Annotated in this window: 26 protein-coding genes and 1 tRNA gene; 20 read left to right on the forward strand and 7 right to left on the reverse strand. The window is 63.6% G+C overall.

Going from position 1 to position 25988, the window contains the following annotated elements; translation table 11 throughout:
- Nucleotides 1–35: 35 nt before the first annotated feature.
- Together ABIB91_RS17050 and ABIB91_RS17055 are read right to left on the reverse strand one after the other, a co-directional pair.
- Nucleotides 36–398: a hypothetical protein gene (locus ABIB91_RS17050; protein ID WP_007603521.1), complete on the reverse strand. Its 363-nt coding sequence runs from the start codon at nt 396–398 to the stop codon at nt 36–38.
- Between the two features lie 121 nt (nt 399–519).
- On the reverse strand, nt 520–753 hold the full coding sequence (locus ABIB91_RS17055) for a hypothetical protein (protein WP_007603522.1): 234 nt from the start codon (nt 751–753) through the stop codon (nt 520–522).
- A 352-nt stretch (nt 754–1105) separates the two neighbouring features.
- Between ABIB91_RS17055 and ABIB91_RS17060 the strand changes: the two genes are divergently transcribed.
- Nucleotides 1106–1999, forward strand: a complete 894-nt coding sequence (locus ABIB91_RS17060; RefSeq protein ID WP_354164088.1) for a hypothetical protein — start codon at nt 1106–1108, stop codon at nt 1997–1999.
- Between the two features lie 67 nt (nt 2000–2066).
- Here ABIB91_RS17060 and pepT read toward each other — a convergent pair whose 3' ends face one another.
- Both pepT and ABIB91_RS17070 read right to left on the reverse strand, forming a co-directional pair.
- Nucleotides 2067–3317, reverse strand: coding sequence for a peptidase T (gene pepT / locus ABIB91_RS17065; RefSeq protein WP_354164090.1), 1251 nt, complete (start codon nt 3315–3317; stop codon nt 2067–2069).
- A 102-nt stretch (nt 3318–3419) separates the two neighbouring features.
- The gene (locus ABIB91_RS17070) at nt 3420–3749 is read right to left on the reverse strand and encodes an HU family DNA-binding protein (protein WP_007603525.1); all 330 of its coding nucleotides are present in this window, start codon (nt 3747–3749) and stop codon (nt 3420–3422) included.
- Nucleotides 3750–3983: 234 nt separating this feature from the next.
- Here ABIB91_RS17070 and ABIB91_RS17075 point away from each other — a divergent pair.
- Both ABIB91_RS17075 and ABIB91_RS17080 read left to right on the forward strand, forming a co-directional pair.
- A tRNA-Asp gene (locus tag ABIB91_RS17075) sits at nt 3984–4060 on the forward strand.
- Nucleotides 4061–4262: 202 nt separating this feature from the next.
- Nucleotides 4263–5096 (forward strand): FkbM family methyltransferase, encoded by an 834-nt coding sequence (locus ABIB91_RS17080; protein ID WP_007603527.1) that lies wholly within the window; start codon nt 4263–4265, stop codon nt 5094–5096.
- A gap of 91 nt (nt 5097–5187) precedes the next feature.
- Here the strand turns inward: ABIB91_RS17080 and ABIB91_RS17085 are convergent, their stop codons facing one another.
- The 3 genes from ABIB91_RS17085 to ABIB91_RS17095 all read right to left on the reverse strand — a co-directional run bounded on the left by ABIB91_RS17085 (nt 5188) and on the right by ABIB91_RS17095 (nt 8079).
- The gene (locus ABIB91_RS17085) at nt 5188–5391 is read right to left on the reverse strand and encodes a hypothetical protein (RefSeq protein ID WP_007603528.1); all 204 of its coding nucleotides are present in this window, start codon (nt 5389–5391) and stop codon (nt 5188–5190) included.
- A 141-nt stretch (nt 5392–5532) separates the two neighbouring features.
- A complete protein-coding gene (locus ABIB91_RS17090; protein ID WP_354164094.1) occupies nt 5533–6828 on the reverse strand; it encodes a spinster family MFS transporter in 1296 nt (431 codons plus the stop codon).
- Nucleotides 6829–6888: 60 nt separating this feature from the next.
- Entirely contained in the window at nt 6889–8079 is a 1191-nt protein-coding gene (locus ABIB91_RS17095; RefSeq protein WP_354164096.1) for a Rieske 2Fe-2S domain-containing protein, read from the reverse strand.
- Nucleotides 8080–8260: 181 nt separating this feature from the next.
- On the opposite strand from ABIB91_RS17095, the gene ABIB91_RS17100 reads away from it, so the two are divergent.
- The 17 genes from ABIB91_RS17100 (at nt 8261) to ABIB91_RS17180 (ending at nt 25982) form a co-directional block, all read left to right on the forward strand.
- A complete protein-coding gene (locus ABIB91_RS17100; protein WP_354164098.1) occupies nt 8261–8776 on the forward strand; it encodes a MarR family winged helix-turn-helix transcriptional regulator in 516 nt (171 codons plus the stop codon).
- A gap of 199 nt (nt 8777–8975) precedes the next feature.
- On the forward strand, nt 8976–11225 hold the full coding sequence (locus tag ABIB91_RS17105) for a TonB-dependent siderophore receptor (RefSeq protein ID WP_354164315.1): 2250 nt from the start codon (nt 8976–8978) through the stop codon (nt 11223–11225).
- Nucleotides 11226–11801: 576 nt separating this feature from the next.
- Nucleotides 11802–12167 carry an NADH-quinone oxidoreductase subunit A gene (locus tag ABIB91_RS17110; protein ID WP_007603535.1) on the forward strand — a complete coding sequence of 122 codons (366 nt, stop codon included), beginning with the start codon at nt 11802–11804 and terminating at the stop codon, nt 12165–12167.
- On the forward strand, nt 12158–12745 hold the full coding sequence (locus ABIB91_RS17115) for a NuoB/complex I 20 kDa subunit family protein (RefSeq protein ID WP_007603537.1): 588 nt from the start codon (nt 12158–12160) through the stop codon (nt 12743–12745). The genes ABIB91_RS17110 and ABIB91_RS17115 overlap by 10 nt, the downstream gene beginning before the upstream one ends.
- Nucleotides 12746–12756: 11 nt before the next feature.
- Nucleotides 12757–13371 carry an NADH-quinone oxidoreductase subunit C gene (locus ABIB91_RS17120; RefSeq protein WP_007603539.1) on the forward strand — a complete coding sequence of 205 codons (615 nt, stop codon included), beginning with the start codon at nt 12757–12759 and terminating at the stop codon, nt 13369–13371.
- A gap of 2 nt (nt 13372–13373) precedes the next feature.
- Nucleotides 13374–14570, forward strand: coding sequence for an NADH-quinone oxidoreductase subunit D (locus tag ABIB91_RS17125; RefSeq protein ID WP_007603549.1), 1197 nt, complete (start codon nt 13374–13376; stop codon nt 14568–14570).
- The gene (locus tag ABIB91_RS17130) at nt 14570–15532 is read left to right on the forward strand and encodes an FkbM family methyltransferase (RefSeq protein ID WP_007603550.1); all 963 of its coding nucleotides are present in this window, start codon (nt 14570–14572) and stop codon (nt 15530–15532) included. Before ABIB91_RS17125 ends, ABIB91_RS17130 begins: the two co-directional genes overlap by 1 nt.
- Nucleotides 15533–15544: 12 nt before the next feature.
- Nucleotides 15545–16156, forward strand: coding sequence for an NADH-quinone oxidoreductase subunit NuoE (nuoE, locus tag ABIB91_RS17135; protein WP_354164101.1), 612 nt, complete (start codon nt 15545–15547; stop codon nt 16154–16156).
- A complete protein-coding gene (locus ABIB91_RS17140; protein WP_354164103.1) occupies nt 16156–16362 on the forward strand; it encodes a hypothetical protein in 207 nt (68 codons plus the stop codon). Before nuoE ends, ABIB91_RS17140 begins: the two co-directional genes overlap by 1 nt.
- Before the next feature lie 15 nt (nt 16363–16377).
- Nucleotides 16378–17703: an NADH-quinone oxidoreductase subunit NuoF gene (gene nuoF / locus ABIB91_RS17145; protein WP_354164105.1), complete on the forward strand. Its 1326-nt coding sequence runs from the start codon at nt 16378–16380 to the stop codon at nt 17701–17703.
- A 5-nt stretch (nt 17704–17708) separates the two neighbouring features.
- Nucleotides 17709–19784 carry an NADH-quinone oxidoreductase subunit NuoG gene (gene nuoG / locus ABIB91_RS17150; protein ID WP_354164107.1) on the forward strand — a complete coding sequence of 692 codons (2076 nt, stop codon included), beginning with the start codon at nt 17709–17711 and terminating at the stop codon, nt 19782–19784.
- Between the two features lie 4 nt (nt 19785–19788).
- Nucleotides 19789–20856, forward strand: a complete 1068-nt coding sequence (gene nuoH / locus ABIB91_RS17155) for an NADH-quinone oxidoreductase subunit NuoH (protein ID WP_007603555.1) — start codon at nt 19789–19791, stop codon at nt 20854–20856.
- Between the two features lie 14 nt (nt 20857–20870).
- A complete protein-coding gene (gene nuoI, locus ABIB91_RS17160; protein ID WP_026232873.1) occupies nt 20871–21359 on the forward strand; it encodes an NADH-quinone oxidoreductase subunit NuoI in 489 nt (162 codons plus the stop codon).
- Between the two features lie 9 nt (nt 21360–21368).
- The gene (locus ABIB91_RS17165; protein ID WP_007603557.1) at nt 21369–22007 is read left to right on the forward strand and encodes an NADH-quinone oxidoreductase subunit J; all 639 of its coding nucleotides are present in this window, start codon (nt 21369–21371) and stop codon (nt 22005–22007) included.
- A complete protein-coding gene (gene nuoK, locus ABIB91_RS17170; RefSeq protein WP_007603558.1) occupies nt 22004–22312 on the forward strand; it encodes an NADH-quinone oxidoreductase subunit NuoK in 309 nt (102 codons plus the stop codon). Before ABIB91_RS17165 ends, nuoK begins: the two co-directional genes overlap by 4 nt.
- A 61-nt stretch (nt 22313–22373) precedes the next feature.
- Nucleotides 22374–24473, forward strand: coding sequence for an NADH-quinone oxidoreductase subunit L (nuoL, locus tag ABIB91_RS17175; RefSeq protein WP_007603560.1), 2100 nt, complete (start codon nt 22374–22376; stop codon nt 24471–24473).
- The gene (locus ABIB91_RS17180; RefSeq protein ID WP_354164111.1) at nt 24474–25982 is read left to right on the forward strand and encodes an NADH-quinone oxidoreductase subunit M; all 1509 of its coding nucleotides are present in this window, start codon (nt 24474–24476) and stop codon (nt 25980–25982) included.
- Nucleotides 25983–25988 lie beyond the last annotated feature (6 nt).

Below are 25988 nucleotides of genomic sequence, written 5' to 3' on the forward strand. Positions count from 1 at the left end.
ACCGAATGGGCGCGCGCGGCGCCCGACCAATCCGTTCAGGCCATATGTTTGGGAGGCGGGGAGTCGGTGTCGGGAACAATTCCGGCGAGCCGGGGTGCGCGTTGTGGGCGCGATACGGACACGAGCCCGATCGATGCGGCCGGTGGCGCCGGCTGCGCCACCGTCACCGAGAAGCAGCCATGGCAATGATGTCCGCCGATGGCCTTGTGGTCGTTGTGATCTGCGGAGCCGTCAAGGACCGCGCTGATCTCCGAGCCGCCACCGGGCGTGGTGACGTCGATGTCATGCAGGCCATGCAGCGCTCCCGCGAGCAGGTAGACAACCGCGATCAGCACAGACAGCAGCCCGCGCCAGTTGCGCGGCCGGCATGATCCTGAGGGCTGGCGGTTCGCGAGCACGATTTCACTCTGGTTGCGGTCTGCGTCCGGCCTAGCATGGGGGCGGGAACAGTGTCGACCCGCAACATTGTTGCGTCCCTGGAACAATTGCCGCAGCGGTCGCGAAGACGGCAGCTCTTCATCATTGGCGCGTGATCAGGCTGAGCTGAGCATCGGCTGCCGCTCCGCGTGCTGCTTCCGGCACATCGCTGGTGTCGCCGTCTTCGACGGTGACGACGGCGTGACAGCCCGCTTCCATGGCCCGTTCCAGCCATTTGATGGCTTCGTCGATCCACTGGTCGTGGTGCTCGGGATCGGCGATTGCCTTTTCCCGGAATGCATCTGCCTGATGAAGGCACGCGGTTCTGCGATCCACGCGGCTCTCCCAATCCAGAGGTTCCGCCCCGATCGCATCCTTGATGATCGGAGAGCCGGCGTCGTTAACATAGGACAGGAACCGCCGCCCAAAAACAAAGCCCCAGCCGGGACCGACCGGCTGGGGCTTTCGTGCTCACAAACTTCATCCTTGGGACTTGGACAGATAATCCGCATCGCGCCGGTTCGTTCCCGCAGGCTCGGTCCAATTTGGAACGTTCCTTATTCGTTGTGATTAGCGACGAGGAGACATTGAGGAGGACGGACCATGGACGGATTGATTTATCTCATCGGCTTGATCGTCGTGATCATGGCGATCCTGTCGTTCTTCGGCCTGCGTTGAGAGGGCGGTGATGACGATGGAAACTCTCATACGGGAAGACATCATGGAAGGCGGCGGCGTCGCTGCCGATGACCGGCGCACCATCCAGTGGAGCTCGGTCATCGCAGGCGCTTTGGCTGCCGGCGCTATGTCGTTCATCCTGGTCGGCTTTGGAGTCGCAGTCGGGCTAGGCGTCAGTTCAGCCTCGCCGACATGGCGCGATGCTTCGGCGGCGCTTGCGCTGCTGTCCGGCTTCTATTTGATCATCCAGGCGATTATCAGCTTCGGCTTTGGCGGCTATGTCGCCGGCCGTACAGCGCGACCAGCGCCGGCGATTGCGACGATCGAAGACGATGGCGAACGACGGGATGGCGTGCATGGGCTGATGTCCTGGGCGCTTGCCGTGCTGCTTGGTGCCGCTCTGCTCGCGATGCTCGGCGCAGCAGCGATTGACCGCTCGCCGATGCGCAGTTCGGCCAGCAATACCTCCGCCGCCGAGCCCTTGTTGAGTTACGAGCTGGATAAGCTGTTTCGCGTAGCGCGGCGGCCCCCCAACACCGACCTCAGGGAACCTCGTGCCGAAGCAGGACGCATCCTGATGACGTCATCGAGCCACAGCGGCGTCAGCACCGATGATCGGGCCTACCTCGTGCAGCAGGTGGCCGCGCTGACGGGACTCGCGGCACCCGACTCGGAACGACGGGTCGACGCCGTGATCGCGGATTCAAGAACGGCGATCAATCGGGCGCGGCGTAACTCCATCATCGTCGCCTTCTCCGTTGCGGCAGCAACCCTGATCGGCGCGGCGGTGGCCTGGGCTGCGGCGGTTGCCGGCGGTCGCCATCGCGACGGCGAACCGCTGCCGAAGTGGATGGCAAGCTCGAACCGCTTCCATCGCAATCCGCGCGCGATGCCGGTGCCGTAACGTTCAGAACATGGCCGGGAGCGATCCCGGCCATGGTGTGCTTTGACCAGAGGCGCGACGAGAGGCGCTAGGCCTTCTCCTCCCAGATCATGGCGAGGTGGACGATCGTCTGAACCGCCTTCTCCATGTCCTGCCGGCTGACCCATTCGAGCCGCGAGTGGAATGCGTGCTCGCCGGCGAAGATGTTGGGGCAGGGCAGGCCCATGAAGGACAGGCGGGAGCCGTCGGTGCCGCCGCGGATCGCGGTGCGCATCGGGCGCAGGCCGGCGCGGCGGATCGCTTCGATGGCGTATTCGAGAATGTGCGGGTGGCGATCGATCACCTGCTTCATATTGCGGTACTGCTCCCGCACTTCGAATGTGTAGGTCGAGCGCGGAAAATCCTTCATCACGTCCTTGACGATGTTCTCGAGCAGGATCTCCTTCTCCTTCAGCCCTTCCTCGGTGAAGTCGCGCACGATGAAGGAGAGCGTCGCCTGCTCCAGCGCACCCTCGATGCCGATCGGATGCAGAAAGCCCTGCTTGCCTGATGTCGTCTCGGGCGAGCAGCCTTCCCGGGGCAGGCGCTCGACGATGGCGGCGGCGATCTTGATGGCATGCTCCATCTTGCCCTTGGCGTAGCCGGGGTGGGCACTGACGCCGTTGATGGTGATGGTGGCACCGTCCGCCGAGAAGGTCTCGTCCTCGACGCTGCCCGCACTCTCGCCGTCCATGGTGTAGCCGAACTCGGCGCCCAGCTTCTTGATGTCGACATTGTCGACGCCGCGGCCGATCTCCTCGTCAGGCGTGAACAGGATCTTGATGGTGCCGTGCTTCACTTGCGGGTTGTTGATGAAGAAATGCGCGGCATCCATGATCTCGGCGACGCCGGCCTTGTTGTCGGCGCCGAGCAGCGTGGTGCCGTCGGTGGTGATGATGTCGTTGCCGATCTGGTTCTTCAGCGCCGGATGCTCGGCGAAGCGGATCACCTGGCTGGTGTCGCCTGGGAGGGTGATATCGCCGCCGCGATAGTTCTTCACCATTTGCGGTTTGACGTCCTTGCCGGTGACGTCGGGCGAGGTGTCCATGTGCGAGCAGAAGCAGATCACCGGCACCTTCTTGGGTGTGTTGCCCGGGATCGTTCCGTAGACGTAGCCGTAATCGTCGAGATGAGCGTCCTCGACGCCCATTTCCCTGAGCTCGGCGGCGAGCACACGGCCGAGATCCTTCTGTTTCTCCGTCGAGGGCGAGCTCGGGGATTCCGGATCGGACTGGGCGTCGATGGTGACGTAGCGCAGGAAGCGCTCGGTCACGGTGTGCGAAAAGGTGAGGGAGGACATTTCTGGTCAAACCGCCGAGTGAGGTGAGAGAGGCGGTATACCAGAAAACTGGGCCGCGTTGCGGCCGGAGCACGCCGATCAGGCTTAACGAAACGTGAGTGGTCAGATCGCCTCTTTCAGCTCCTTGACCGGGCGGAAGGCGACCTTTTTGCTGGCCTTGATGTGGATGGGCTCGCCCGTGGCGGGATTGCGACCGGTGCGGGCGGCGCGCTTGCGGACCTGGAGGATGCCGAGCCCGACGATGCGGACGCGGTCGCCCTTCTTCAGATGCTTGGTGATCAGGTCGACCATATCGGTCAGAACGGCCTCGGCGCGCTTCTTCGACAGGTCCTGGCTCTCCGCAATGTCGGCGGCGAGGTGCTTGAGCGTGATGGTGGCGGGCGCGGCTGCCTTCTTCGCCGAATCCTTCTTGGCCGAGTCTTTCTTAGCCATGTCTGGCCTCCTCGATTCCTGCCGGTGGTCGGGATGACGGCCCCCAAACCCCGCAAGTTCCCGGAGGGGTAGACGATTCGGGGCTGGACTGACACGTCAGGCCCGCGGGCGAGGGTCACGTTCGTGCGCGCTCTCAGCGGAAAACCGATCGTTCCGGCTGTGGATGCAACATCCTTGACTTCAACAGGTCCGGCCTTTAAGTCCCCCCTCGTTCCGCAGACATTTGCGTGTCACGCGGGAGTAGCTCAGTTGGTTAGAGCGCCGGCCTGTCACGCCGGAGGTCGCGGGTTCGAGCCCCGTCTCTCGCGCCATTTTTGGCAATCCTTTCATCCCCTTATCTTCAAATCCTGATCTCGCTTCGATCCCGGGTCACGCGCGACCCGACGCCTGCACGCTTTTTGGTCTTCGACCTCCGCAAAAATTCCTCGCCCGCGCGACGGCCGTCAGGCGCCGGATTGATCGCGCCGTCGATCGCATGGTACCGCTCAATCCGGGATTGTTCGGATCGATTTGATGCAGGCAGCCGATTTCAGCGCGACGTTGCAGAATTTGTTCGCGAAGGGCGTGCGCTACGGGACCGTCATCGATCTGGGCTGCGCCGATGGGCACTTCGTGCTCAACCATCAGTCGTGCCTCGGCGGTGCGGTGCCACTGAACGTCGATGCTAACAGGATCTACGAGGACTCCCTCAAGGCGATCAAGGAGGTGCTTGGCGGGCACTATCGCATTTGCGCCATCACCGACCACGAGGGCGAGATCGAGATCACGGAATCCGTGCATCCCTACTGGTCATCGCTGCGCCCCGCCGGCGACGTCTACTGGTCGCGGGTCAACGACCTCTCCACCAGCAAGGTGAAAGTGCCGGCGACGACGCTTGATGCGCTGGTCGAGGAGCTGTCGCTCAAGCCGCCGTTCCTGCTCAAGCTCGATGTGCAGGGCGCGGAACAGGCCGCACTGAAGGGCGCGCGGTACGTGCTCGAGAATTGCAGCGTGGTCGTCTGCGAGACTGACGTTGACGACTTCCAGGACATCAACGCGATGCTGCTGGACGCAGGTTTCTTCCTCTACGATTTGACGACGCTGCAGCGCCTGCGCGACGGAACGCTCGGCTGGTTCTACCCGGTCTATGTCAGCGGCAAGCTCGCCCATCTGAAGCCGCAGGCGTTCTGGGACGCCGGCGACAATGCTGCCGTGATCGGCGTGCAGGAGACGCGCCGCAAGATGATCCTGGAGCAGAACAGGAAGGCCCTCAACCGGCTGCGTTATGGGCAGAGCGGTGTCGGCCGCAATGATCCCTGTCCCTGTGGTTCAGGCGAGAAATTCAAGCACTGCTGCGGCAGCTATTGACCCGATCCATATCGGAGCATCACCCCATCGCCTGAATCAAAAAGGCCGCCCGAAGGCGGCCGTTCGGTATCAAACCGGACCTTTTTGGTCCTCAGCGGATCTCCGACGTCCCGGCGCTGGTGACCACGACCGGCTTGCCGGCCTTGATCACGTGGGCGGACTGGGCGGTCTGGCTGTAATCGGCATTGGTGCGGGCTGCGATTCCGAAGGCGGCCACCGTGATGCCGGCCACCAGCGCCACCACCACGATCTTCAGGTGGGTCGCACGATCAGCAGAGTGAATTGAGTGGTTCATCTGAGCCTCCCGACGGGCTTTGCCGCCGTCTATGGCTCTTCTTGTAAGGACCGTCTGTTTCCGGATGGTTTCGCGGGTTCCGCAAAATGGTTTCATGAGTACGGCCGGTTGGTTTCGCCGGGCTTGCGGCCTGCACCGGCCTCAGACGGCCGCCCGGCCGATATCGTCCCGGATCGCGCGCGCCGCCCAGACGAACAGGAGCGCCCCCAGCGTGGTCGTGACCGCCGCCGAGAGCAGGGAATAGCGCACGGCCTCGGCGCCGTAAGCGCCCTTCAGGGCATCATTGACCACGCCTACCGCGAGCGGCCCGACGCCCTGGCCGAAGCAGGTGGCGGTGAGCGCGATCAGGGCGGAGGCCAGCGCCCGCATGCTCGGCTTGGCCACCGTCTGCGCGATCGCGAAGATCGGCCCGAGATGGAAGCCGACCAGGAACGAGGTCAGCGCCAGCATGGCCACCATCGTCGCAAAGTCCTGCGTCAGCATGCACAGCGCAAACGCCGGGCCAGCAAGGCCCGAGGTGATGGCGGGCGCCCACAGCTTCCAGCGGTCGTCGCGGCGGCTGATTTGCGCCACCACGAAGCCGCCAAGCAGGGTTCCGGCCATGCCGGCGAGCCCCTTGAAAGTGCCGGCATAGGTGCCGATCTCGGCGCTCGACAGATGGTGCACGCGCGCGAGGAACGGCGGTATCCACGCCGCGGTCGCATAGTTCGTGTAAGTGGTGAGACAGAAGCCGATCAGCACGATGATGAAGCTCTGCTGCGAGGCCAGGAAGCGCAGCGTCGGCCCGAGCGGCTCAGGCACGAAATTCTCCTGCATGGCGCCGCGCTTCGGCTCGGAGATCGTCAGCCAAAGGATCAAGGCGAGCAGGATGCCGGGCAGGCCCGCGACGTAGAACGCCATCCGCCAGCCATAGTGCTGGTTGACGTAGCCACCGACGAAATAGCCGAGGAAGACGCCGAGATAGGTGCCGACGGCGTAGATGCCGAGCGCGCGCGGACGCTCGTTCTTGGCGAAAAGATCGGCGACGATCGATTGCGAGGCGGGGGAGCCAGCGGATTCGCCGATGCCGACGCCGATCCTCGCCAGCGCCAGCGAAGTGACGCTCGAAGCGGCGCCGCACAACGCCGTCATCGCACTCCAGAACGCGAACGCAGCGGCGACGATGTTGCGCCGGTTGAGCCGGTCGGCGACGCGCGCGATGGGAATGCCGAGCAGGGAATAGAACAGGGCGAAGCCGAAGCCCGCGAGCAGGCCCATCATGGTGTCGCTGAGCTGGAATTCCTTCTTGATGGGCTCGATCAGGACGTTGAAGATCGTGCGGTCGAGGAAGTTCAGCGCGTAAATGATGGTGAGCAGGCCGAGCACGTAATAGCGCCGTGCCGAGGGTTTTGCCGCGGCGGCCGTTTGCACCGACATTTGTGACGTCACATCGACCATCGCTTCCCCCAATTAGTCTTTGTTATCGTTGTCGGTCCAGCCCTGATTGGCGCTGGCATGTCAGCCTTCGCGGATGTAATTCCCCGCTTCGAATTCGACCGGAGGCGCGTTCACATCGAATGAGATTCCGATCGGATTGCGGCCTGCTTCCATCGCTTCCAGCTGCTCGCTCAGCATGCGCCGGATCATGAGGATGCCGCGGTCGCTCTGGCCGAAATGCTCCTCGGAATGGATGGTCTGCGGTCCCTGGCCGACCTGGGCTTCGTAATCGCCCGGAAATTGCTGGTGCTCTTCCTCGGTCATGTCCCACCAGAATTTGCCGTTGAACTTCGAACGCATGCGGCCGATGTCGCCGGCGCTCTTGACGCGACCGGCGACGTAGATGCGGAACGAGGTGTCATCGATCGGCAGCGTCCAGCCGAGCGACTCGACGCGGGCGAACTGCGCCACGCGAGGGTTCGGCACGACGCGCAAGGTGGGGAGCGCCGCCTCGGTGACGCGGTAAAACACACGGCCGTCATCCTGCTTGCGGATCGAGCGTACGGCGATGCCGCGCGGCGTTTTGTCGAACGTCACCTCCGGCATCGACGCCATCATGTTGGTGAATTGCGGACCCGAGAACGAGCCGTGCAGCACCGGCACGTGGTAGGGATCGACCACATTCTCGAAATGCTGGAGCCAGTTGCAGGGGATGATCGCGGGACCGCCGCCGCCGATCGAGGAATCGTCGGCCTCGACGAACTCGCCGTCGTCCATGGTCTCCAGGCATTGATAGGCCGGCAGCACCGGGCGTTTCTCGGCCGGGCCCATATAGGCGAAGATCAGCCCGTAGCGTTCCTCGACCGGATACCAGGGCTGGCGCACCTTGTCCTTGAACTGGCCGCCGTCGGGCTCGCAGGGCTGCTCCAGGCAATGACCCTCGGTGTCGAACTTCCAGCCGTGATAGCAGCAGCGGATGCCGTCCTCCTCGACCTTGCCATAATAGAGCGTGGTGCCGCGGTGGCAGCAGCGAGCGTGCAGCAAACCGGCGCGGCCGTGCTTGTCGCGGAACAGCACCAGATCCTCGCCGAGCGCGCGAACCTTCTTCGGCGTGTCGGTGGCGTCGCTGATCAGCCCGACCGGATGCCAGTAGCGGCGGAGCAGTTCGCCCATCGGCGTGCCGCGCACGACCGAGGTGAGCTCGGTGCGGGTGTGCGCCGGCTTCATCGCATAGGCCGTGCCGAGATCGCGATCCCGCTGGGTGATGCTCATACCGGTCCTCCCGCAGTTGGCCGTACCGGCCGGGCCATTTTTGATGCCTTGTGCCAAGTGAAGATTAGATAGATGACAATGTCAACGATTTCTAAATGCCTCTTAGTCGCATTCGGATCAGGCTGGGGAGGTCGCGCTACCAAGACTTGGCACGCCGCGGCTTTCTTGGCAGAGGTGGACCATGAGCCAGACATCAAGCAGGGCCGGGCGCACATCGTCCGATGCGGACGAAAGTCAGTCGCCGGCGCCGATCACCGTCATGCTATCGTCGCGGCTGATGGTGCTGGCCAATCTGCTCAAGCGCGGTGCCATCCTGCGCTACAAGCGCCTCGCCGGATTGTCATCGGTCGAGTTCGGCCTGGTCGCCTCGCTCGGCCGGCGGCCGCCGATGAGCGTGGCGCGGCTTGCGGAAGCCGTCGGCCAGGACAAGGGGCAGATCAGCCGCGCGCTTGCGGAACTCGTGTCGCGCAAGCTGATCGCGAAATCGGCCAACCCGAAAGACAGCCGCGAGGTGCTGGTCTCGCTGACCGCAACGGGCCTTGCGGCACATGATGCGATCGTCGCCGGTGCGCAGGAGCGCAATCGGCGTTTGCGCGAACATCTGAGCGAAGCCGAGTTCGCGACCTTGCTGCAGCAGGTCGATCAGCTGACGGCGATCGCCGCCCAGATGCTCGAGAGCGAGAAGATTTCGCGCTGACGTTTCGGCGATCCGGGAACATGTTGGATCGCTTCCAAGACCCTTTCCAAGACTCTTTCTAAGACTCCTTCTAAGAGGCTTTCAATTAGGGAATTCGCGCGCGCTCCCCTAAGCGTCACCGCAAGCGCATGCCGTCATTGGCCGACAGCATGTGCAATCAAAACACGCAGTTTTGGGGTTGCGCGTGAACAGTCTTGGAATGCTGCGGTCGGCCGTATTGGCGACCGCATCCGCCTGGGTTTTGCTGCCGCAGGCATCGCTTGCACAATCTCCTGCGCAGAGTGGCGCGCAGAACATTCCGTCGGTGACCGTCACCGCGCCGGAAGCGCGCCGCCGGGCGGCGCCCTCCGTCCAGCGCCGCGCGCCGCGATCATCCGAGCAGACCGCCAGCCGGAGCAGGCCGCCGCCGCGCAATGTCGGTTTCGTCGAGACGCCACGCGGGCCGGTGCACGGCTACGTCGCCGGCCGCAGCTCGTCCGGCACCAAGACCAACACGCCGATCATGGAGACGCCGCAGGCGGTGTCGGTGATTGGCGCGGAGCAGATCCGCGACCAGAAGGCGAACAAGCTCGACGAGGTCCTGCGTTATACGGCCGGAGTCCGCGCCGGGACCTTTGGCGCGGACACGCGCAACGACTGGTGGCTGATCCGCGGCTTCAAGTCCGACGATGTCGGACTGTTCCTCGACGGCATGCAGCTGTTCTACACGTCCTATGCGAGCTGGAAGCTTCAGACGCCCAACATGGAGCGCGTCGAAGTGCTGCGCGGTCCGTCGGCCGTGCTCTATGGCGGATCGAGCCCGAGCGGCATCGTCAACGTCATCAGCAAGATGCCGCCCGCGGAGCCCGTCCGTTTCATCGAGACCGGCGTCAACAATTTCGGCAATGCCTATGTCGGCTTCGATGTCGGCGGTCCGGTCGCGACGAGCCCTGAGAACGGCAAGCTGTTCTACCGCGTCGTCGGCCAGGTCCAGAACGGCCCCACGCAAGTCAATTTCACGCCGGATAACAACTACTTCATCGCGCCGTCGGTGACCTGGAAGCCGGACGCCGACACGACGTTCACGGTGCTGGCTTCAGCTTCCCGGCAGGAAACCCGTGGCATCAACTTCCTACCCTATGAGGGCACGGTGACCAACGCTCGGTTTGGCAAGATCCCGACCAGCTTTTTCGCCGGGGATCCCAGCGTCGACAAGTTCACGCGCGAGCAGGAGATGCTCGGCTATCAGGTCGAGCGCAATCTCACCGACGATTTGACGTTCCGGCAAAATGCGCGCTTTGCCCATGTCGACGTGACCTATCGCGGCTACGTCGGCAACAATTGGGCCGACATCAACACGGCCAGTCTCGGTCGCTACAATTGGTACGCGAAGAACACCGCCAACCAGGCCAATCTCGACAACCAGCTGGAGTACCGCTTCAACACCGGCGCGGTGCGGCACACCATGCTGTTCGGGGTCGATTTGAAGGGCTACCAGATCGACGACTATCAGGCATTCAACTTCAGCACCGTTCCTTCGATCAACATCTTCAATCCCGCCTATGGATTTGACATTCCGTTGACGGGCGCACCGTTCCGCAACTTCCAGATCACGCAGAAGCAGGCCGGCACCTATCTTCAGGACCAGATGAAGCTCGGCAACTTCACGCTGGTGCTGAGCGGCCGCAACGATTGGGTCGAGACGACGCAGGCTGGCCGTGATACCGGCGCCACGCTCGCCAGCCGCGACGACAGCAAGTTCAGCGGGCGCGCCGGGCTGATCTACAATTTCGACAACGGCATCGCGCCCTATGTGTCTTACGCCACGAGCTACAATCCGATCATCGGCCTCAACGCGCAAAACCAGCTGTTCCTGCCGGAGACCGGCCAGCAGGCGGAAATCGGCGTGAAGGTTGCGCCGCGGGGATTTGACGGCTATTTCACCGTCTCGGTGTTCGACCTGAAGCGCCAGAACGTGGCAACCACTGATCCTGTCGTCACGACCTTGCAGAACCAGACCGGCGAGGTGACCTCGCGCGGCATCGAGCTCGAAGCGGTGGCGAACGCCACGCGCGAGCTGAAGCTGATCGGCTCGTTCACGGCTTACCATTTGTTCAACAGCAGGGATCTGGACCCGGCGTTGGTTGGCAAGACCCCGACCAACACGCCTGAGCTCCTGGTGTCCGGCTGGGCGGACTACACCTTCAAGGACGGGCCGCTGGCGGGCTTCGGCTTCGGCGGCGGCGTTCGCTATATCGGTTCGTCGTGGGCGGATACCGCCAATACCCTCGAGGTTCCCGCGGTCGTGCTCGGCGATCTCGCGCTCCACTATGAGTGGCAGAACTGGCGCACCGCGCTGAACGTGGTCAACTTGACCGACAAGATCTACGTCGCCAGCTGCGCGGCGGCGTCCTCCTGCTTCTACGGCGACCGCCGGCGCGTCACCGCCAGCGTTTCCTACAAATGGTGAGGACAGGCCAAATGGTGGGGAAAGGCGAAAGGCGATCGTGAGAGCCTGACCGGCTCGTCACCCGGCTTCCACCACGAGATCGATGAGCTCGCGGGCCATGCCCCCCGGCCCGAAGCTCATGCGAGCGCGGCGCGCGACGACCCAGCCACGTTGCCGCCGCGCTCGCCACCCATTTTTCGCTGCGGCGAAGCGGGCGCCTCCTGCCCGACGCATTCGCCAGACGAGCCCGGGTCCGATCGTGATGCATGGCTCCCGGGTCGCTCGCCCGATAATGGGCGCGCTTGGCCTCGTTGTAATCTGGACTTTGCAGCGTCGCGGCCTAGATAGAGTGAGCCTTCCCAACCACGGACGTCACGGCCCAGCGCGTGTGGACTGATCGGGGCGCCCTTGCTGGGGCGGTCGATCTGCTCCATACCAGCCGCGGGGTGATTCCGGGATTTCCACCGTTCTGAGGGCGACAAAGGGCCTAAAAAGAGCGTGTCTTGCGCCCATTGGTGCACTGCGCTAAGGCTCAGAACAATTCCAAACTGGACGAATCCGTGGCTGTCCCGAGGCTGCGGGAAAAAGGGCTCGTCAATGAGCGGCATTCTGCAGAACTATCTTCCACTCGTCGTCTTCATAGGGGTAGCGGGCCTCATTGGCCTGGTGCTGCTGATCGCGCCGTTCATCGTGGCGTTCCAGCAGCCTGACCCGGAAAAGCTGTCGGCGTATGAGTGCGGTTTCAACGCCTTCGACGACGCCCGCATGAAGTTCGACGTCCGCTTCTATCTCGTCGCCATCCTCTTCATCATCTTCGACCTCGAGGTGGCGTTCCTGTTTCCCTGGGCGGTGGCGTTCGGCAAGCTCGGCGCGACCGGCTTCTGGTCGATGGTGGTGTTCCTTGGCGTGCTGACGGTCGGGTTCGCCTATGAATGGAAGAAAGGCGCACTCGAGTGGGATTGAACCCTGTGTCGTCCGCCGGTCCGGTTCTCGCGCCGGCCCCCAAGGGCATCCTGGACCCGTCGACCGGCAAGCCGGTCGGGGCCAATGATCCGTTCTTCCTCGAGGTCAATTCGGAACTGTCCGACAAGGGCTTCTTCGTCGCCGCGACCGACGACCTCATCACCTGGGCGCGTACCGGCTCGCTGATGTGGATGACCTTCGGGCTCGCCTGCTGCGCGGTCGAGATGATGCAGGTGTCGATGCCGCGCTACGACGTCGAGCGCTTCGGCTTCGCGCCGCGCGCCTCGCCGCGTCAGTCGGACGTGATGATCGTCGCGGGGACCCTGACCAACAAGATGGCGCCTGCGCTGCGCAAGGTCTACGACCAGATGCCCGAGCCGCGTTACGTCATCTCGATGGGCTCCTGCGCCAATGGCGGCGGCTATTATCACTATTCCTACTCGGTCGTGCGCGGTTGCGACCGTATCGTGCCGATCGACATCTACGTGCCGGGCTGCCCGCCCACGGCGGAAGCGCTGCTCTACGGCGTGCTGCTGCTGCAGAAGAAGATCCGCCGCACCGGCACCATCGAACGCTAAGGTTTTACGTCATGGACGACGCCAAGCTCGACGCCCTGGGGCAGACGATCGTTAGCGCGCTTCCGGGCGCCGCCATCGGTCATTCGGTGGCCTTCAACCAGCTCACGGTGGATGTCGAGGTCAGCAAAATCGTGGAGGTGGTCAAGTACCTCCGTGACGACCCGAACTGCCGCTTCATCAACTTCACCGACATCACGGCGGCGGATTATCCGTCGCGCGAAAAGCGCTTCGACGTGATCTATCACTTCCTGTCACCGACCCTGAACGCGCGGGTCCGGCTCAAGGCCCAGGCCGACGAGACCACGCAGGTGCCGTCGCTGATCGAAGTGTTTCCCGGCGCCGACTGGTTCGAGCGCGAGGCCTACGACCTCTACGGCGTGATCTTCGTCGGTCATCCCGACATGCGCCGCCTCCTGACCGATTACGGCTTCGAGGGTCATCCGCTGCGCAAGGATTTCCCGACCACCGGCTTCCTCGAGGTCCGCTACGACGACCAGGAGAAACGGGTGGTGTACGAGCCGGTCAGGCTCAACCAGGAATTCCGCAAGTTCGACTTTTTGTCCCCGTGGGAGGGCGCCGACTATCCAGTCCTTCCGGGCGATGAAAAAGCAGGGCCGAAGGTCTGATCATGAACGAGCAACCCGAACAGCTTCGCAACTTTACGATCAACTTCGGACCGCAGCATCCAGCTGCGCACGGTGTTCTTCGTCTTGTGCTTGAATTGGATGGTGAGGTCGTCGCCCGCGTCGACCCGCATATCGGCCTGCTCCATCGCGGCACCGAAAAGCTGATCGAGCAGAAGACCTATCTGCAGGCGATCCCTTATTTCGATCGTCTCGACTACGTCGCGCCGATGAACCAGGAGCACGCCTTCTGCATGGCTGCAGAAAAGCTGCTGGGCATCGAGGTGCCGCGCCGCGCGCAGCTGATCCGCGTGCTCTATTGCGAGATCGGCCGCATCCTGTCGCACCTGCTCAACGTCACCACGCAGGCGATGGACGTCGGCGCGCTGACCCCGCCCCTGTGGGGCTTCGAAGAGCGCGAAAAGCTGATGGTGTTCTACGAGCGCGCCTCCGGCAGTCGCATGCACGCAGCCTATTTCCGCGTCGGCGGCGTGCATCAGGACCTGCCGCAGAAGCTGGTCGACGACATCGACGCCTGGTGTGATCCGTTCCTGAAAGTGGTCGAAGATCTCGACCGGCTGCTCACCGCCAACCGCATCTTCAAGCAGCGCAACGTCGACATCGGCGTCGTCTCGCTGAAGGAAGCCTGGGAGTGGGGCTTCTCCGGCGTGATGGTGCGCGGTTCGGGCGCGGCCTGGGATCTGCGCAAGTCGCAGCCCTATGAATGCTACGCCGAGATGGATTTCGACATCCCGATCGGCAAGAACGGCGACTGCTACGACCGCTATCTGATCCGCATGGAAGAGATGCGCCAGTCCGTGCGCATCATGAAGCAGTGCATCCAGAAGCTGAACGCAGCCGACGGGAAGGGCCCCGTCGTCGTCGAGGACAACAAGGTCGCACCGCCGCGCCGTGGCGAGATGAAGCGCTCGATGGAAGCGCTGATCCACCACTTCAAGCTCTACACCGAAGGCGTCCACGTGCCGGCCGGCGAGGTCTATGCCGCGGTCGAGGCGCCCAAGGGCGAGTTCGGCGTCTTTCTGATCTCGGACGGCACCAACAAGCCCTACAAGTGCAAGATCCGCGCGCCGGGCTTTGCGCATCTGCAGGCCATGGACCACATCTGCCGCGGTCATCTGCTCGCCGACGTCTCGGCGATCCTCGGCTCGCTCGACATCGTGTTCGGAGAGGTCGATCGGTGATGGCGCAGGCGCCGATCCAGTTTGACCGCGCCTCGGGGGCCCTTGAAGGGGCCAACCTGTGGGAGCGGACGGCTGCCTTGGCGCTGGTGACGGGATCGAAGATCTCGTCGCACTTCTCGCATATGGGCTACATCGCCTGCGCCAATCTGCTGCGGAAGACGCTGCCCGAGCGCAACATCGCGATCAAGCTCAACCCCGACGCCGTGTTCGAATTTCCCTACGGCGACGGCTATTGGAGCAAGCTGCTGAACCGCTCCTACAATTATGAGGACGAGCTGGAGCTGTTGTTCGCCGACTCCATCGACGTCGATTATACGCTGCTCGATTGCGGCGCCAATTACGGCTATTGGTCGGTGCTGGTGTCGAGCAAGCCGTTCGGTTCGCACAAGGCGATCGCGATCGAGCCGTCCGGGCAGAACTATCCGAAGCTCGCCAACAACGCCCGCATCAACGGCAGCCGCTTCGAGACCATGAAATGCGCGATCGGCGCGGCCCGTGGCACCGCGCGTCTGTCAGGCACCAAGCACGAGGCCTTCAGCATTGCCGGCGATGCGTCGGCGGTCGGCGAGGACGTGCCGGTCATCGCGCTCGACAATCTGATCGACGACGGCAAGGTCGCTAGCACCGGCAAGTACCTGATCAAGCTCGACGTCGAGGGCGTCGAGATCGAGGCGATCAAGGGCGGCGCCCGGCTGCTCCAGGCCGACAGCGTCGTCATGTGCGAGGAGCACGGCAGCGACCGCTCGCACGCAGTATCGCGCTACATCCTCGAACACACCCCGCTGAAGCTGATCGTCTACGATCCCAGCACAAGGCGTATGGAGACGGTGACCGAGCTGTCGATCCTCGACCGCATCAAGGTCTCCACCCACGTCGGCTACAATGTTTTCGGCACCGCAAGCGCATTCTGGCAGGACAGGATCAATGCCCTGAATGCGAAAACCGCGCGCCGCATGCAGTGAGAGATTGAAGAGATGTCCGTTCGCCGATTAGCACCGAAGGAAGTCCAGCCCGCGAGCTTTGCGTTCACGGAAGAGAACCTCGCGTTCGCCAAGCAGCAGATCGCGAAATATCCGGCCGGGCGCCAGGCTTCGGCCGTCATCGCCATCCTCTGGCGCGTTCAGGAACAGCACGAGGGCTGGGTGTCGGAGGCCGCGATCCGCGCCGTCGCCGACATGCTCGACATGCCCTATATCCGTGTGCTCGAGGTCGCGACCTTCTACACGATGTTTCAGCTGGCCCCGGTCGGCAAGAAGGCCCACGTCCAGGTCTGCGGCACCACGCCGTGCCGCCTGCGCGGCGCCGAGGATCTGATCCACGTCTGCGAGCACCGCATCCATCACGAGCCCTTCCATCTCTCCAAGGACGGCAATTTCAGCTGGGAAGAGGTGGAGTGCCTCGGTGCCTGCGTGAATGCGCCGATGGTGCTGATCGGCAAGGACACCTATGAGGATCTGACCAAGGAAAGCTTCGGCAAGGTGCTTGACGGCTTTGCCTCGGGCAATCCGCCCAAGCCCGGTCCGCAGAACGGCCGCCAGTTCTCGGCGCCGACCGGTGGGCCGACCACGCTGAAGGAGATCACCTGATGCGTGATCTCGCCTCGCCGCGAGCTGAAGGGAGCAGTGTTGTGAAGAAGTGGGGCTTCGTCGCAATGCATTCCGCCGTGGCGGCAACATTCATTTTCCTGCTTCAGCGCTTCGCCCTGAACGCGTCGCTGGAATCCAGTCTGCTCTGGGCGCTGACCTTCGCCGTCGGCGCCGCCGGGCTTGCCTACAAGCAAGCCAACCGTTGATCGGAAAGCACTGACATGCTCGAGGACAAGGACCGCATCTTCAAGAACCTCTACGGCCTCCACGATTGGGGGCTCGAGGGCGCGCGGCGTCGCGGCGCCTGGGATGGCACGAAGAACATCATCGACAAGGGCCGTGACTGGATCATCAACGAGATGAAGGCGTCAGGGCTGCGCGGCCGCGGTGGCGCCGGCTTCCCGACCGGCCTGAAATGGTCGTTCATGCCGAAGGAATCGACCGACGGCCGGCCGAGCTATCTCGTCGTCAATGCCGACGAGTCCGAGCCCGGGACCTGCAAGGATCGCGAGATCATGCGGCACGATCCGCATCTCCTGATCGAGGGCTGCCTGATCGCGAGCTGCGCGATGAACGCGCATGCCTGCTACATCTATGTCCGCGGCGAGTTCATCCGCGAGCGCGAGCATCTCCAGGCGGCGATCGACCAGGCCTATGAGGCCAAGCTGGTCGGCAAGGACAATATCAACGGCTGGCCGTTCGACATCTATGTCGCCCACGGCGCCGGCGCCTATATCTGCGGCGAGGAAACCGCGCTGCTCGAGAGCCTCGAAGGCAAGAAGGGCCAGCCGCGGCTGAAGCCGCCGTTCCCGGCGAATGTCGGCCTGTACGGCTGCCCGACCACCGTCAACAATGTCGAGTCCATCGCGGTTGCGCCGGACATTCTGCGCCGTGGCGCGGCGTGGTTCGCCGGCATCGGCCGTCCCAACAATGTCGGCACCAAGCTGTTCTGCATCTCCGGTCATGTCGAGCGGCCCTGCAACGTCGAAGAGGCCATGGGCATTCCGTTCCGTGAGTTGATCGAGAAGCATTGCGGCGGCATCCGCGGCGGCTGGGACAACCTCAAGGCCGTGATCCCGGGCGGCTCCTCCGTGCGCATGGTGCCGGCCGAGCAGATCATCGACACGCCGATGGATTTCGACAGCCTGAGCAAGCTGCGCTCCGGTCTCGGCACCGCGGCCGTGATCGTGATGGACAAGTCGACCGACTTGATCCGCGCCATCGCCCGCATCTCCTATTTCTACAAGCACGAGAGCTGCGGCCAGTGCACGCCGTGCCGCGAGGGCACCGGCTGGATGTGGCGCGTCTTGACCCGCATGGCCGACGGTCGCGCCCACAAGCGCGAAATCGACATGCTGCTGGAAGTCACCAAACAGGTCGAAGGCCACACCATCTGCGCGCTCGGCGACGCGGCGGCGTGGCCGATCCAGGGCCTGATCGCGCATTTCCGTCATGAGATCGAAGCGCGCATCGACCAATATTCGCACAAGGCCGACATCGACGATGCCGGCGTCCGCGATCCCGTGAACATGGTCGCGGCGGAGTAGAGACAATGACCAAGCTCATCATCGACGGTAAAGAGATCGATGTCCCCGCCGAATACACGCTGCTTCAGGCGTGCGAGGCGGCCGGCGCCGAGATTCCGCGCTTCTGCTATCACGAGCGGCTGTCGATCGCCGGCAATTGCCGGATGTGCCTCGTCGAGGTGAAGGGCGGCCCGAAGCCGGTCGCGAGCTGCGCCTGGGGCGTGCGCGATTGCCGTCCGGGTCCCAAGGGCGAGCCGCCGGAAATCTCCACCCGTTCGCCGATGGTGAAGAAGGCGCGCGAAGGCGTGATGGAATTCCTTCTCATCAACCATCCGCTGGATTGCCCGATCTGCGACCAGGGCGGCGAGTGCGACCTGCAGGACCAGGCGATGGGCTATGGTGTCGACACCAGCCGCTTCGCCGAGAACAAGCGCGCCGTCGAGGACAAATATCTCGGCGCGCTGGTCAAGACCTCGATGAACCGCTGCATCCAGTGCACCCGCTGCGTCCGCTTCTCGGCGGAAGTGGCCGGCGCCCCCGAAATGGGCGCGACCGGCCGCGGCGAGGACATGGAGATCACGACCTATCTCGAGCACGCGCTGACGTCTGAGCTCCAGGGCAATCTCGTCGACATCTGCCCGGTCGGCGCGCTGACCTCGAAGCCTTATGCCTTCGCCGCGCGCCCGTGGGAGCTCGGCAAGACCCAGTCGATCGACGTGATGGACGGCGTGGGCTCTGCGATCCGCGTCGACACCCGCGGCCGCGAAGTGATGCGTATCCTGCCGCGCATCAACGAGGCCGTGAACGAGGAGTGGATCTCCGACAAGACCCGCCACGTCGTCGACGGCCTGCGCACGCAGCGCCTCGACCGGCCCTATATCCGCGAAGCCGGCAAGCTGCGCGCGGCGAGCTGGCCCGAGGCCTTTGCCGCGATCGCCGCGAAGGCGGCCCGCACCGACGGCAAGCGGATCGGCGCGATCGCAGGCGACCTCGCCGGCGTCGAAGAGATGTTTGCGCTGAAGGATTTGCTGGCCAGCTACGGCTCGGCCAATCTGGCGGTGCAGGGTGGCGATGCCTTCGATCCCGCGCTCGGCCGCGGCTCCTACATCTTCAATCCGACGCTCGCCGGCGTCGAGCAGGCCGATGCGCTGCTCATCATCGGCGCCAATCCGCGGAAAGAGGCGGCCGTGTTCAACGCCCGCATTCGCAAGCGCTGGCGCGCCGGCGGTTTCAAGGTCGGCGTGATCGGCGCCAAGACCGACCTGACCTACGATTATGACCATCTCGGCGCAGGCACCGACACGCTCGGTGAACTCGCGGCCGGCAAGCACTCCTTCATGGACGTGCTGAAGAACGCCAAGAACCCGATCATCCTGGTTGGTGCCGGCGCCGCCTCGCGCCACGACGGCGCCGCCATTCTCGCAGCCGCCGCCAAGCTCGCGCTCGACGTCGGCGCGCTCAAGGACGGCTGGATCGGCTTTGGCGTGCTGCATGAGAGTGCCTCGCGCGTCGGTGCGCTCGACATCGGCTTTGTCGCCGGTCAGGGCGGGCTGAACGCGGCGCAGATGACGACGTTCGGGACGCTCGATCTGCTGTTCCTGCTCGGCGCCGACGAGATCAAGCCGTCGGACGGCACCTTCGTCGTCTATATCGGCACCCATGGCGACCGCGGCGCCCATCGCGCCGACGTGATCCTGCCGGCAGCCGCCTATACCGAGAAGTCGGCGATCTACGTCAACACCGAAGGCCGCGTGCAGATGACCGGACGGGCCGCATTCCCGCCGGGCGAGGCTCGCGAGGACTGGGCGATTGTCCGCGCGCTGTCGGAGGCGCTCGGCAAGAAGCTCGGCTATGACTCGCTTTCGGCCCTGCGCCAAGCGATCTTCAAGGCCGTGCCGCATCTGATCCGTCTCGATCAGATCGAGGCCGGCTCGGCCGATCAGATCAAGAAGCTCGCGGGGAAGGGCGGCACAACGGAGAAGGCTCCGTTCAAGCCGCTTGTCGAGGACTTCTATTTGACCAACCCAATCGCGCGTGCGTCCGCCCTGATGGCGGAGTGTTCGCGGCTTGCCTCCGGGCAGATGCTGACCGCAGCGGAGTGAGCCGATGGAATTCTTCGAAAGCGCATTCTGGACCGGGTTCCTCTGGCCGCTGATCATCATGATCGCGGAGAGCGTCCTGGTGCTGGTCGTCCTGCTGGTGGCGATCGCCTACATCCTGCTCGCCGACCGCAAGATTTGGGCGGCGGTGCAGATCCGCCGCGGCCCGAACGTGGTCGGTCCCTGGGGCCTGCTGCAATCCTTCGCCGACCTCCTGAAGTTCGTGCTGAAGGAGCCGATCATCCCGTCCGGCGCCAACAAGGGCGTGTTTCTCCTTGCCCCCTTGGTCTCATGCGTGCTCGCGCTCGCGGCCTGGGCGGTGATCCCGACCAATCTCGGCTGGGTGATCTCCGACATCAATGTCGGCGTTCTCTTCATCTTCGCGATCTCGTCGCTGTCGATCTACGGCATCATCATGGCCGGCTGGTCGTCGAACTCGAAATATCCCTTCCTCGCGGCGCTGCGCTCGGCGGCGCAGATGGTCTCCTACGAGGTCTCGATCGGCTTCGTCATCATCACGGTGCTGCTCTGCGCCGGCACGCTGAACCTCTCGGCCGTGGTCGAGGCGCAGCATGTCCGCGGCCTCGCCAGCCTGATCGGGCTGCCGCAGCTCACCATCCTGAACTGGTACGTCTGGCCGCTGTTCCCGATGTTCGTGATCTTCTACGTCTCGGCGCTGGCTGAAACCAACCGTCCGCCGTTCGACCTCGTCGAAGCGGAATCCGAGCTCGTCGCCGGCTTCATGGTCGAGTACGGCTCGACGCCGTATCTTCTGTTCATGCTCGGCGAGTATGTCGCGATTGCCACGATGTGTGCGATGGCGACGATCCTGTTCCTCGGAGGCTGGCTGCCGCCGGTGGACCTGCCGCCCTTCAACTGGGTGCCGGGCATCATCTGGTTCTCGCTAAAGCTGTTCTTCATGTTCTTCCTGTTCGCGATGGCCAAGGCGATCGTGCCGCGCTACCGCTACGATCAACTGATGCGCCTCGGCTGGAAAGTCTTCCTGCCGCTGTCGCTGGCGATGGTGATCGTCGTGGCAGGTGTGCTGCACTTTGCCGGCATCGCGCCGAAGTGAGGGCCGTCATGGGTATCAACATCAACGCCACTGCACGCTCGCTTCTGCTGTCGGAATTCGTCTCGGCGTTCTTCCTCGCCATGCGCTATTTCTTCCAGCCGAAGCCGACGCTGAACTATCCCTTCGAGAAGGGGCCGATCTCGCCACGCTTCCGCGGCGAGCATGCGCTGCGGCGCTATCCGAACGGTGAAGAGCGCTGCATCGCCTGCAAGCTGTGCGAAGCGGTTTGCCCGGCCCAGGCCATCACCATCGAGGCCGGCCCGCGCCGCAACGACGGCACCCGCCGCACCGTGCGCTACGACATCGACATGGTGAAGTGCATCTATTGCGGCCTCTGCCAGGAAGCCTGTCCGGTCGATGCCATCGTCGAAGGTCCGAACTTCGAGTTCGCGACCGAGACCCGCGAGGAACTGTTCTATGACAAGGCCAAGCTGCTCGCCAATGGCGACCGCTGGGAACGCGAGATCGCGAAAGCGATCGAACTCGACGCGCCGTACCGGTGAGATGAGAGCATGATCCTTCCCGCGCTGTTCTTCTATCTGTTCGCCGGCGTCTGCGTCGCCTCGGCGGTGATGGTGATTGTCTCGCGCAATCCCGTGCACTCCGTGCTGTACCTGATCCTGGCCTTCGTCAACGCCTCCGGCCTGTTCGTGCTGATGGGCGCCGAATTCCTCGCGATGATCCTGATCGTCGTCTATGTCGGCGCGGTTGCGGTGCTGTTCCTGTTCGTGATCATGATGCTCGACGTCGACTTCCTCGAGCTGCGCGAAGGCTTTATCGAGTACCTCCCGGTCGGCCTCGTGATCGGCGGCATCTTCCTGTTCGAGCTGCTGCTCACGGTCGGCTTCTGGGTCATCAACCCCGGCGTCGCCAAGACGATCACGGCGGCGATCCCGACCAACGTCTCCAATACCGAGGCGCTGGGCCTGGTGCTCTATACCAAGTACATCCACTACTTCCAGCTCTCGGGCATGGTGCTGCTGGTCGCGATGATCGGCGCCATCGTGCTGACGCTGCGGCACAAGGCGAGCGTCAAGCGGCAGGACATCAACGTTCAGAACGCGCGCACGCCCGAAATAGCGATGGCGATACGCAAGGTGACGCCGGGGCAGGGGCTCCAGGATTCTGACGCGGCGGAGTGGGTGAAATGACGATCGGGCTCGGACACTATCTTGCGGTCGGCGCGATCCTGTTCACGCTCGGGATCCTCGGCATCTTCCTGAATCGCAAGAACATCATCGTCATCCTGATGTCGATCGAGCTGATCCTGCTCGCGGTCAACGTCAACCTCGTGGCGTTCTCGACCTTCCTCGGCGACATCGTCGGGCAGGTGTTCGCGCTCCTGGTGCTCACCGTCGCGGCCGCTGAAGCCGCGATCGGTCTCGCCATCCTGGTGGTCTATTTCCGCAACCGCGGCTCGATCGCGGTTGAGGACGTCAATCTGATGAAGGGCTGATCGCATGATCCGGAAAAGTGGATACCGGTTTTCCGACCAGATCATGCGGAAAGATTAAATCATGGTCCAGGCAATCGTCTTCCTGCCTCTGCTGGGCGCCATTCTGGCCGGCTTGATCGCGCTTTTCGGCGCGCATGCCCGCAACCCCTCGGGCGACACGGTGGAGCATCACGATGATCACGGCCATGGCGCACACGCCCATGCGTCCGACACGATCAATGAGGATGCGTCGGTCATCCACGAGACACATCACGAGCCCGGCGACGGCCACGACGACCACCACGTCTCCGAGCCGCCCGCGGCGGGCTCGCGCGGCGCCGAGCTGATCACCACGGCATTGCTGTTCGTGTCGGCGGCGCTGTCCTGGATGACGCTGGTCGATGTCGGCTTCATGCACCATGACATGCGCATTCCGCTGCTGCCGTGGATCCTCTCCGGCGATCTCCAGGTCTACTGGACGCTGCGGGTCGACACGCTCACCGCCGTGATGCTGGTGGTGGTGACCACCGTGTCCTCGCTCGTGCACCTCTATTCCATCGGCTACATGGACGAGGACCCGAACCGGCCGCGCTTCTTCGGCTATCTCTCGCTGTTCACCTTCGCCATGCTGATGCTGGTGACCGCGGACAATCTCGTGCAGCTGTTCTTCGGCTGGGAAGGCGTGGGTCTGGCGAGCTACCTCTTGATCGGTTTCTGGTACCAGAAGCCGTCGGCGAACGCTGCCGCCATCAAGGCCTTCGTGGTCAACCGCGTCGGCGACTTTGGTTTTGCGCTCGGCATTTTCGCGATCTTCCTGCTGGCCGGCTCGACCGATTTCGAGACCATCTTCCATGCTGCGCCCGGCCTGACCGGCAAGACCATCGACTTCCTCGGCTGGCACGCCGACGCACTGACCCTGACCTGCCTGCTGCTGTTCATGGGCGCGATGGGCAAATCGGCGCAGTTCCTGCTGCACACCTGGTTGCCGGACGCGATGGAAGGCCCGACCCCGGTGTCGGCGCTGATCCACGCCGCGACCATGGTCACCGCCGGCGTCTTCATGGTGGCGCGCCTGTCGCCGCTATTCGAGCTCGCGCCGAACGCGCAGGCCGTCGTGATGTTCTTCGGCGCCACCACGGCGTTCTTCGCGGCGACCATCGGCCTCGTCCAGAACGACATCAAGCGCATCGTCGCTTACTCGACCTGTTCGCAGCTCGGTTACATGTTCGTGGCGATGGGAGCAGGGGCCTATTCGGTCGGCATGTTCCATTTGTTCACGCACGCCTTCTTCAAGGCGCTGTTGTTCTTGGGCTCCGGCTCGGTGATTTACGCGATGCACCACGAGCAGGACATCCGCAACATGGGCGGCCTGTGGCGCAAGATCCCCTACACTTACGCGGTGATGGTGGTCGGCACACTCGCGCTCACCGGCTTCCCGCTGACCGCCGGCTATTTCTCCAAGGACGCGATCATCGAGTCCGCCTACGCCTCGCATAATCCATTCGCGATGTACGGCTTCCTGATGACGGTCATCGCGGCCGGCCTGACCTCGTTCTACTCGTGGCGCCTGATCTTCAAGACCTTCCACGGCGAGCCGCATGACGAGCATCACTACGAGGCTGCGCATGAAGCGCCGATCTGGATGCTGATTCCGATCGGTGTGCTCGCGGTCGGCTCCATCCTGGCCGGCTTCCCGTTCAAGGAGCTGTTCGCCGGTCACGGCATCGAGGAGTTCTTCCGCGAATCCGTGAAGATGAACCCGCACATCATCGAGGAGATGCACCACATCCCCGAGACCATCGCCTTCCTGCCGACGGTGATGATGGTGCTGGGCTTCCTGGTGTCGTACCTGTTCTACATCCGCCGGCCCTATCTGCCGGTCGAGCTCGCGAACACGCAGCCGATGCTGTACAAGTTCCTGCTCAACAAATGGTACTTCGACGAGCTCTACGACATCATCTTCGTCCGTCCGGCGAAGTGGATTGGCTACCAGCTCTGGAAGAAGGGCGACGGCTTCATCATCGACGGGCTCGGTCCCGACGGCGTCTCGGCCCGGGTGCTGGATGTCACCCGCAATGTCGTGAAGATCCAGACCGGTTATCTCTACCACTACGCGTTCGCCATGCTGATCGGTGCCGCCGGCCTGATCACCTGGTTCATGTTCGGCTTTGGAGGCCAGTAAATGACGACCTGGCCAATTCTATCCGTCACGACGTTCCTGCCGCTGGTCGGCGCGCTGATCGTCTATCTCAGCCGCGGCGATGACGAGGCGGCGCGGCGCAACTCGCGCTGGATCGCGCTGTGGACCACGCTGATCACCTTCGCGGTGTCGGTGATCCTGGTCATGCGGTTCGATGCGTCGAACGCCGACTTCCAGTTCGTCGAGAAGGCGAACTGGCTCGCCACCGGCATCACCTACCACATGGGCGTGGACGGCATCTCGCTGCCGCTGGTGATCCTGACCACCGCCATCATGCCGTTCTGCATCATCGCGAGCTGGAAGGCGATCACCAACCGCGTCCGCGAATACATGATGGCGTTCCTGATCCTGGAAACGCTGATGGTCGGCACCTTCTCGGCGCTCGATCTCGTGCTGTTCTACCTGTTCTTCGAAGGCGGCCTGATCCCGATGTTCCTGATCATCGGCGTCTGGGGCGGTCCGCGCCGGGTCTATGCGTCCTTCAAGTTCTTCCTCTACACGCTGCTCGGCTCGGTCCTGATGCTGCTCGCCATCATGGCGCTGTACTGGAACGGCGGCACCACCGATATCCCGACCCTGATGCACACCGCCGTGCCGCGCTCGCTGCAGACCTGGGCGTGGCTTGCTTTCTTCGCCTCGTTCGCGGTGAAGATGCCGATGTGGCCGGTGCACACCTGGCTCCCCGACGCCCACGTCGAGGCGCCGACCGCAGGCTCGGTGGTCCTGGCGGCGATTATGCTGAAGATGGGCGGCTACGGCTTCCTGCGTTTCTCGCTGCCGATGTTCCCACTGGCCTCGCATGACTTCGCGCCATTGATGTTCACCCTCTCGGCCATTGCCATCATCTACACCTCGCTGGTGGCGCTGATGCAGGAGGACATGAAGAAGCTGATTGCGTACTCCTCGGTGGCGCATATGGGCTTCGTCACCATGGGTATCTTTGCCGGCACCATGCAGGGCGTCGCCGGCGGCGTGTTCCAGATGATCTCGCACGGCATCGTCTCCGGCGCGCTGTTCCTCTGCGTCGGCATCGTCTACGACCGCATGCACACCCGCGACATCGCGGCCTATGGCGGCCTCGTCAACCGGATGCCGCTCTACGCGCTGACCTTCATGGTCTTCACCATGGCCAATGTCGGTCTGCCCGGCACCTCCGGCTTCGTCGGCGAATTCATGACGCTGCTCGGTACCTTCAAGGTCTCGATCCCGACCGCGTTCTTCGCCACCTTCGGCGTGATCCTGTCGGCCTGCTACGCGCTGTGGCTCTACCGCAAGGTGGTGTTCGGGGCGCTGGTCAAGCCGTCGCTGATGAGCATGAAGGATCTCACCTTCCGGGAGGGCCTGACGCTGTTCCCGCTGATCGCGCTGACGATCCTGTTCGGCATCTATCCGAAGCCGGTGCTCGACATGTCGGCGGCCTCGGTCCAGCAACTCGTCAACAATTACAACACCGCTGTGACGGCCGTGAAGGCCGCCGCACTGCTCCAGTGAGCGGGC

This window comes from Bradyrhizobium sp. JR4.3, assembly GCF_040547695.1.
GTDB classification, from domain to species: Bacteria; Pseudomonadota; Alphaproteobacteria; order Rhizobiales; family Xanthobacteraceae; genus Bradyrhizobium; species Bradyrhizobium canariense.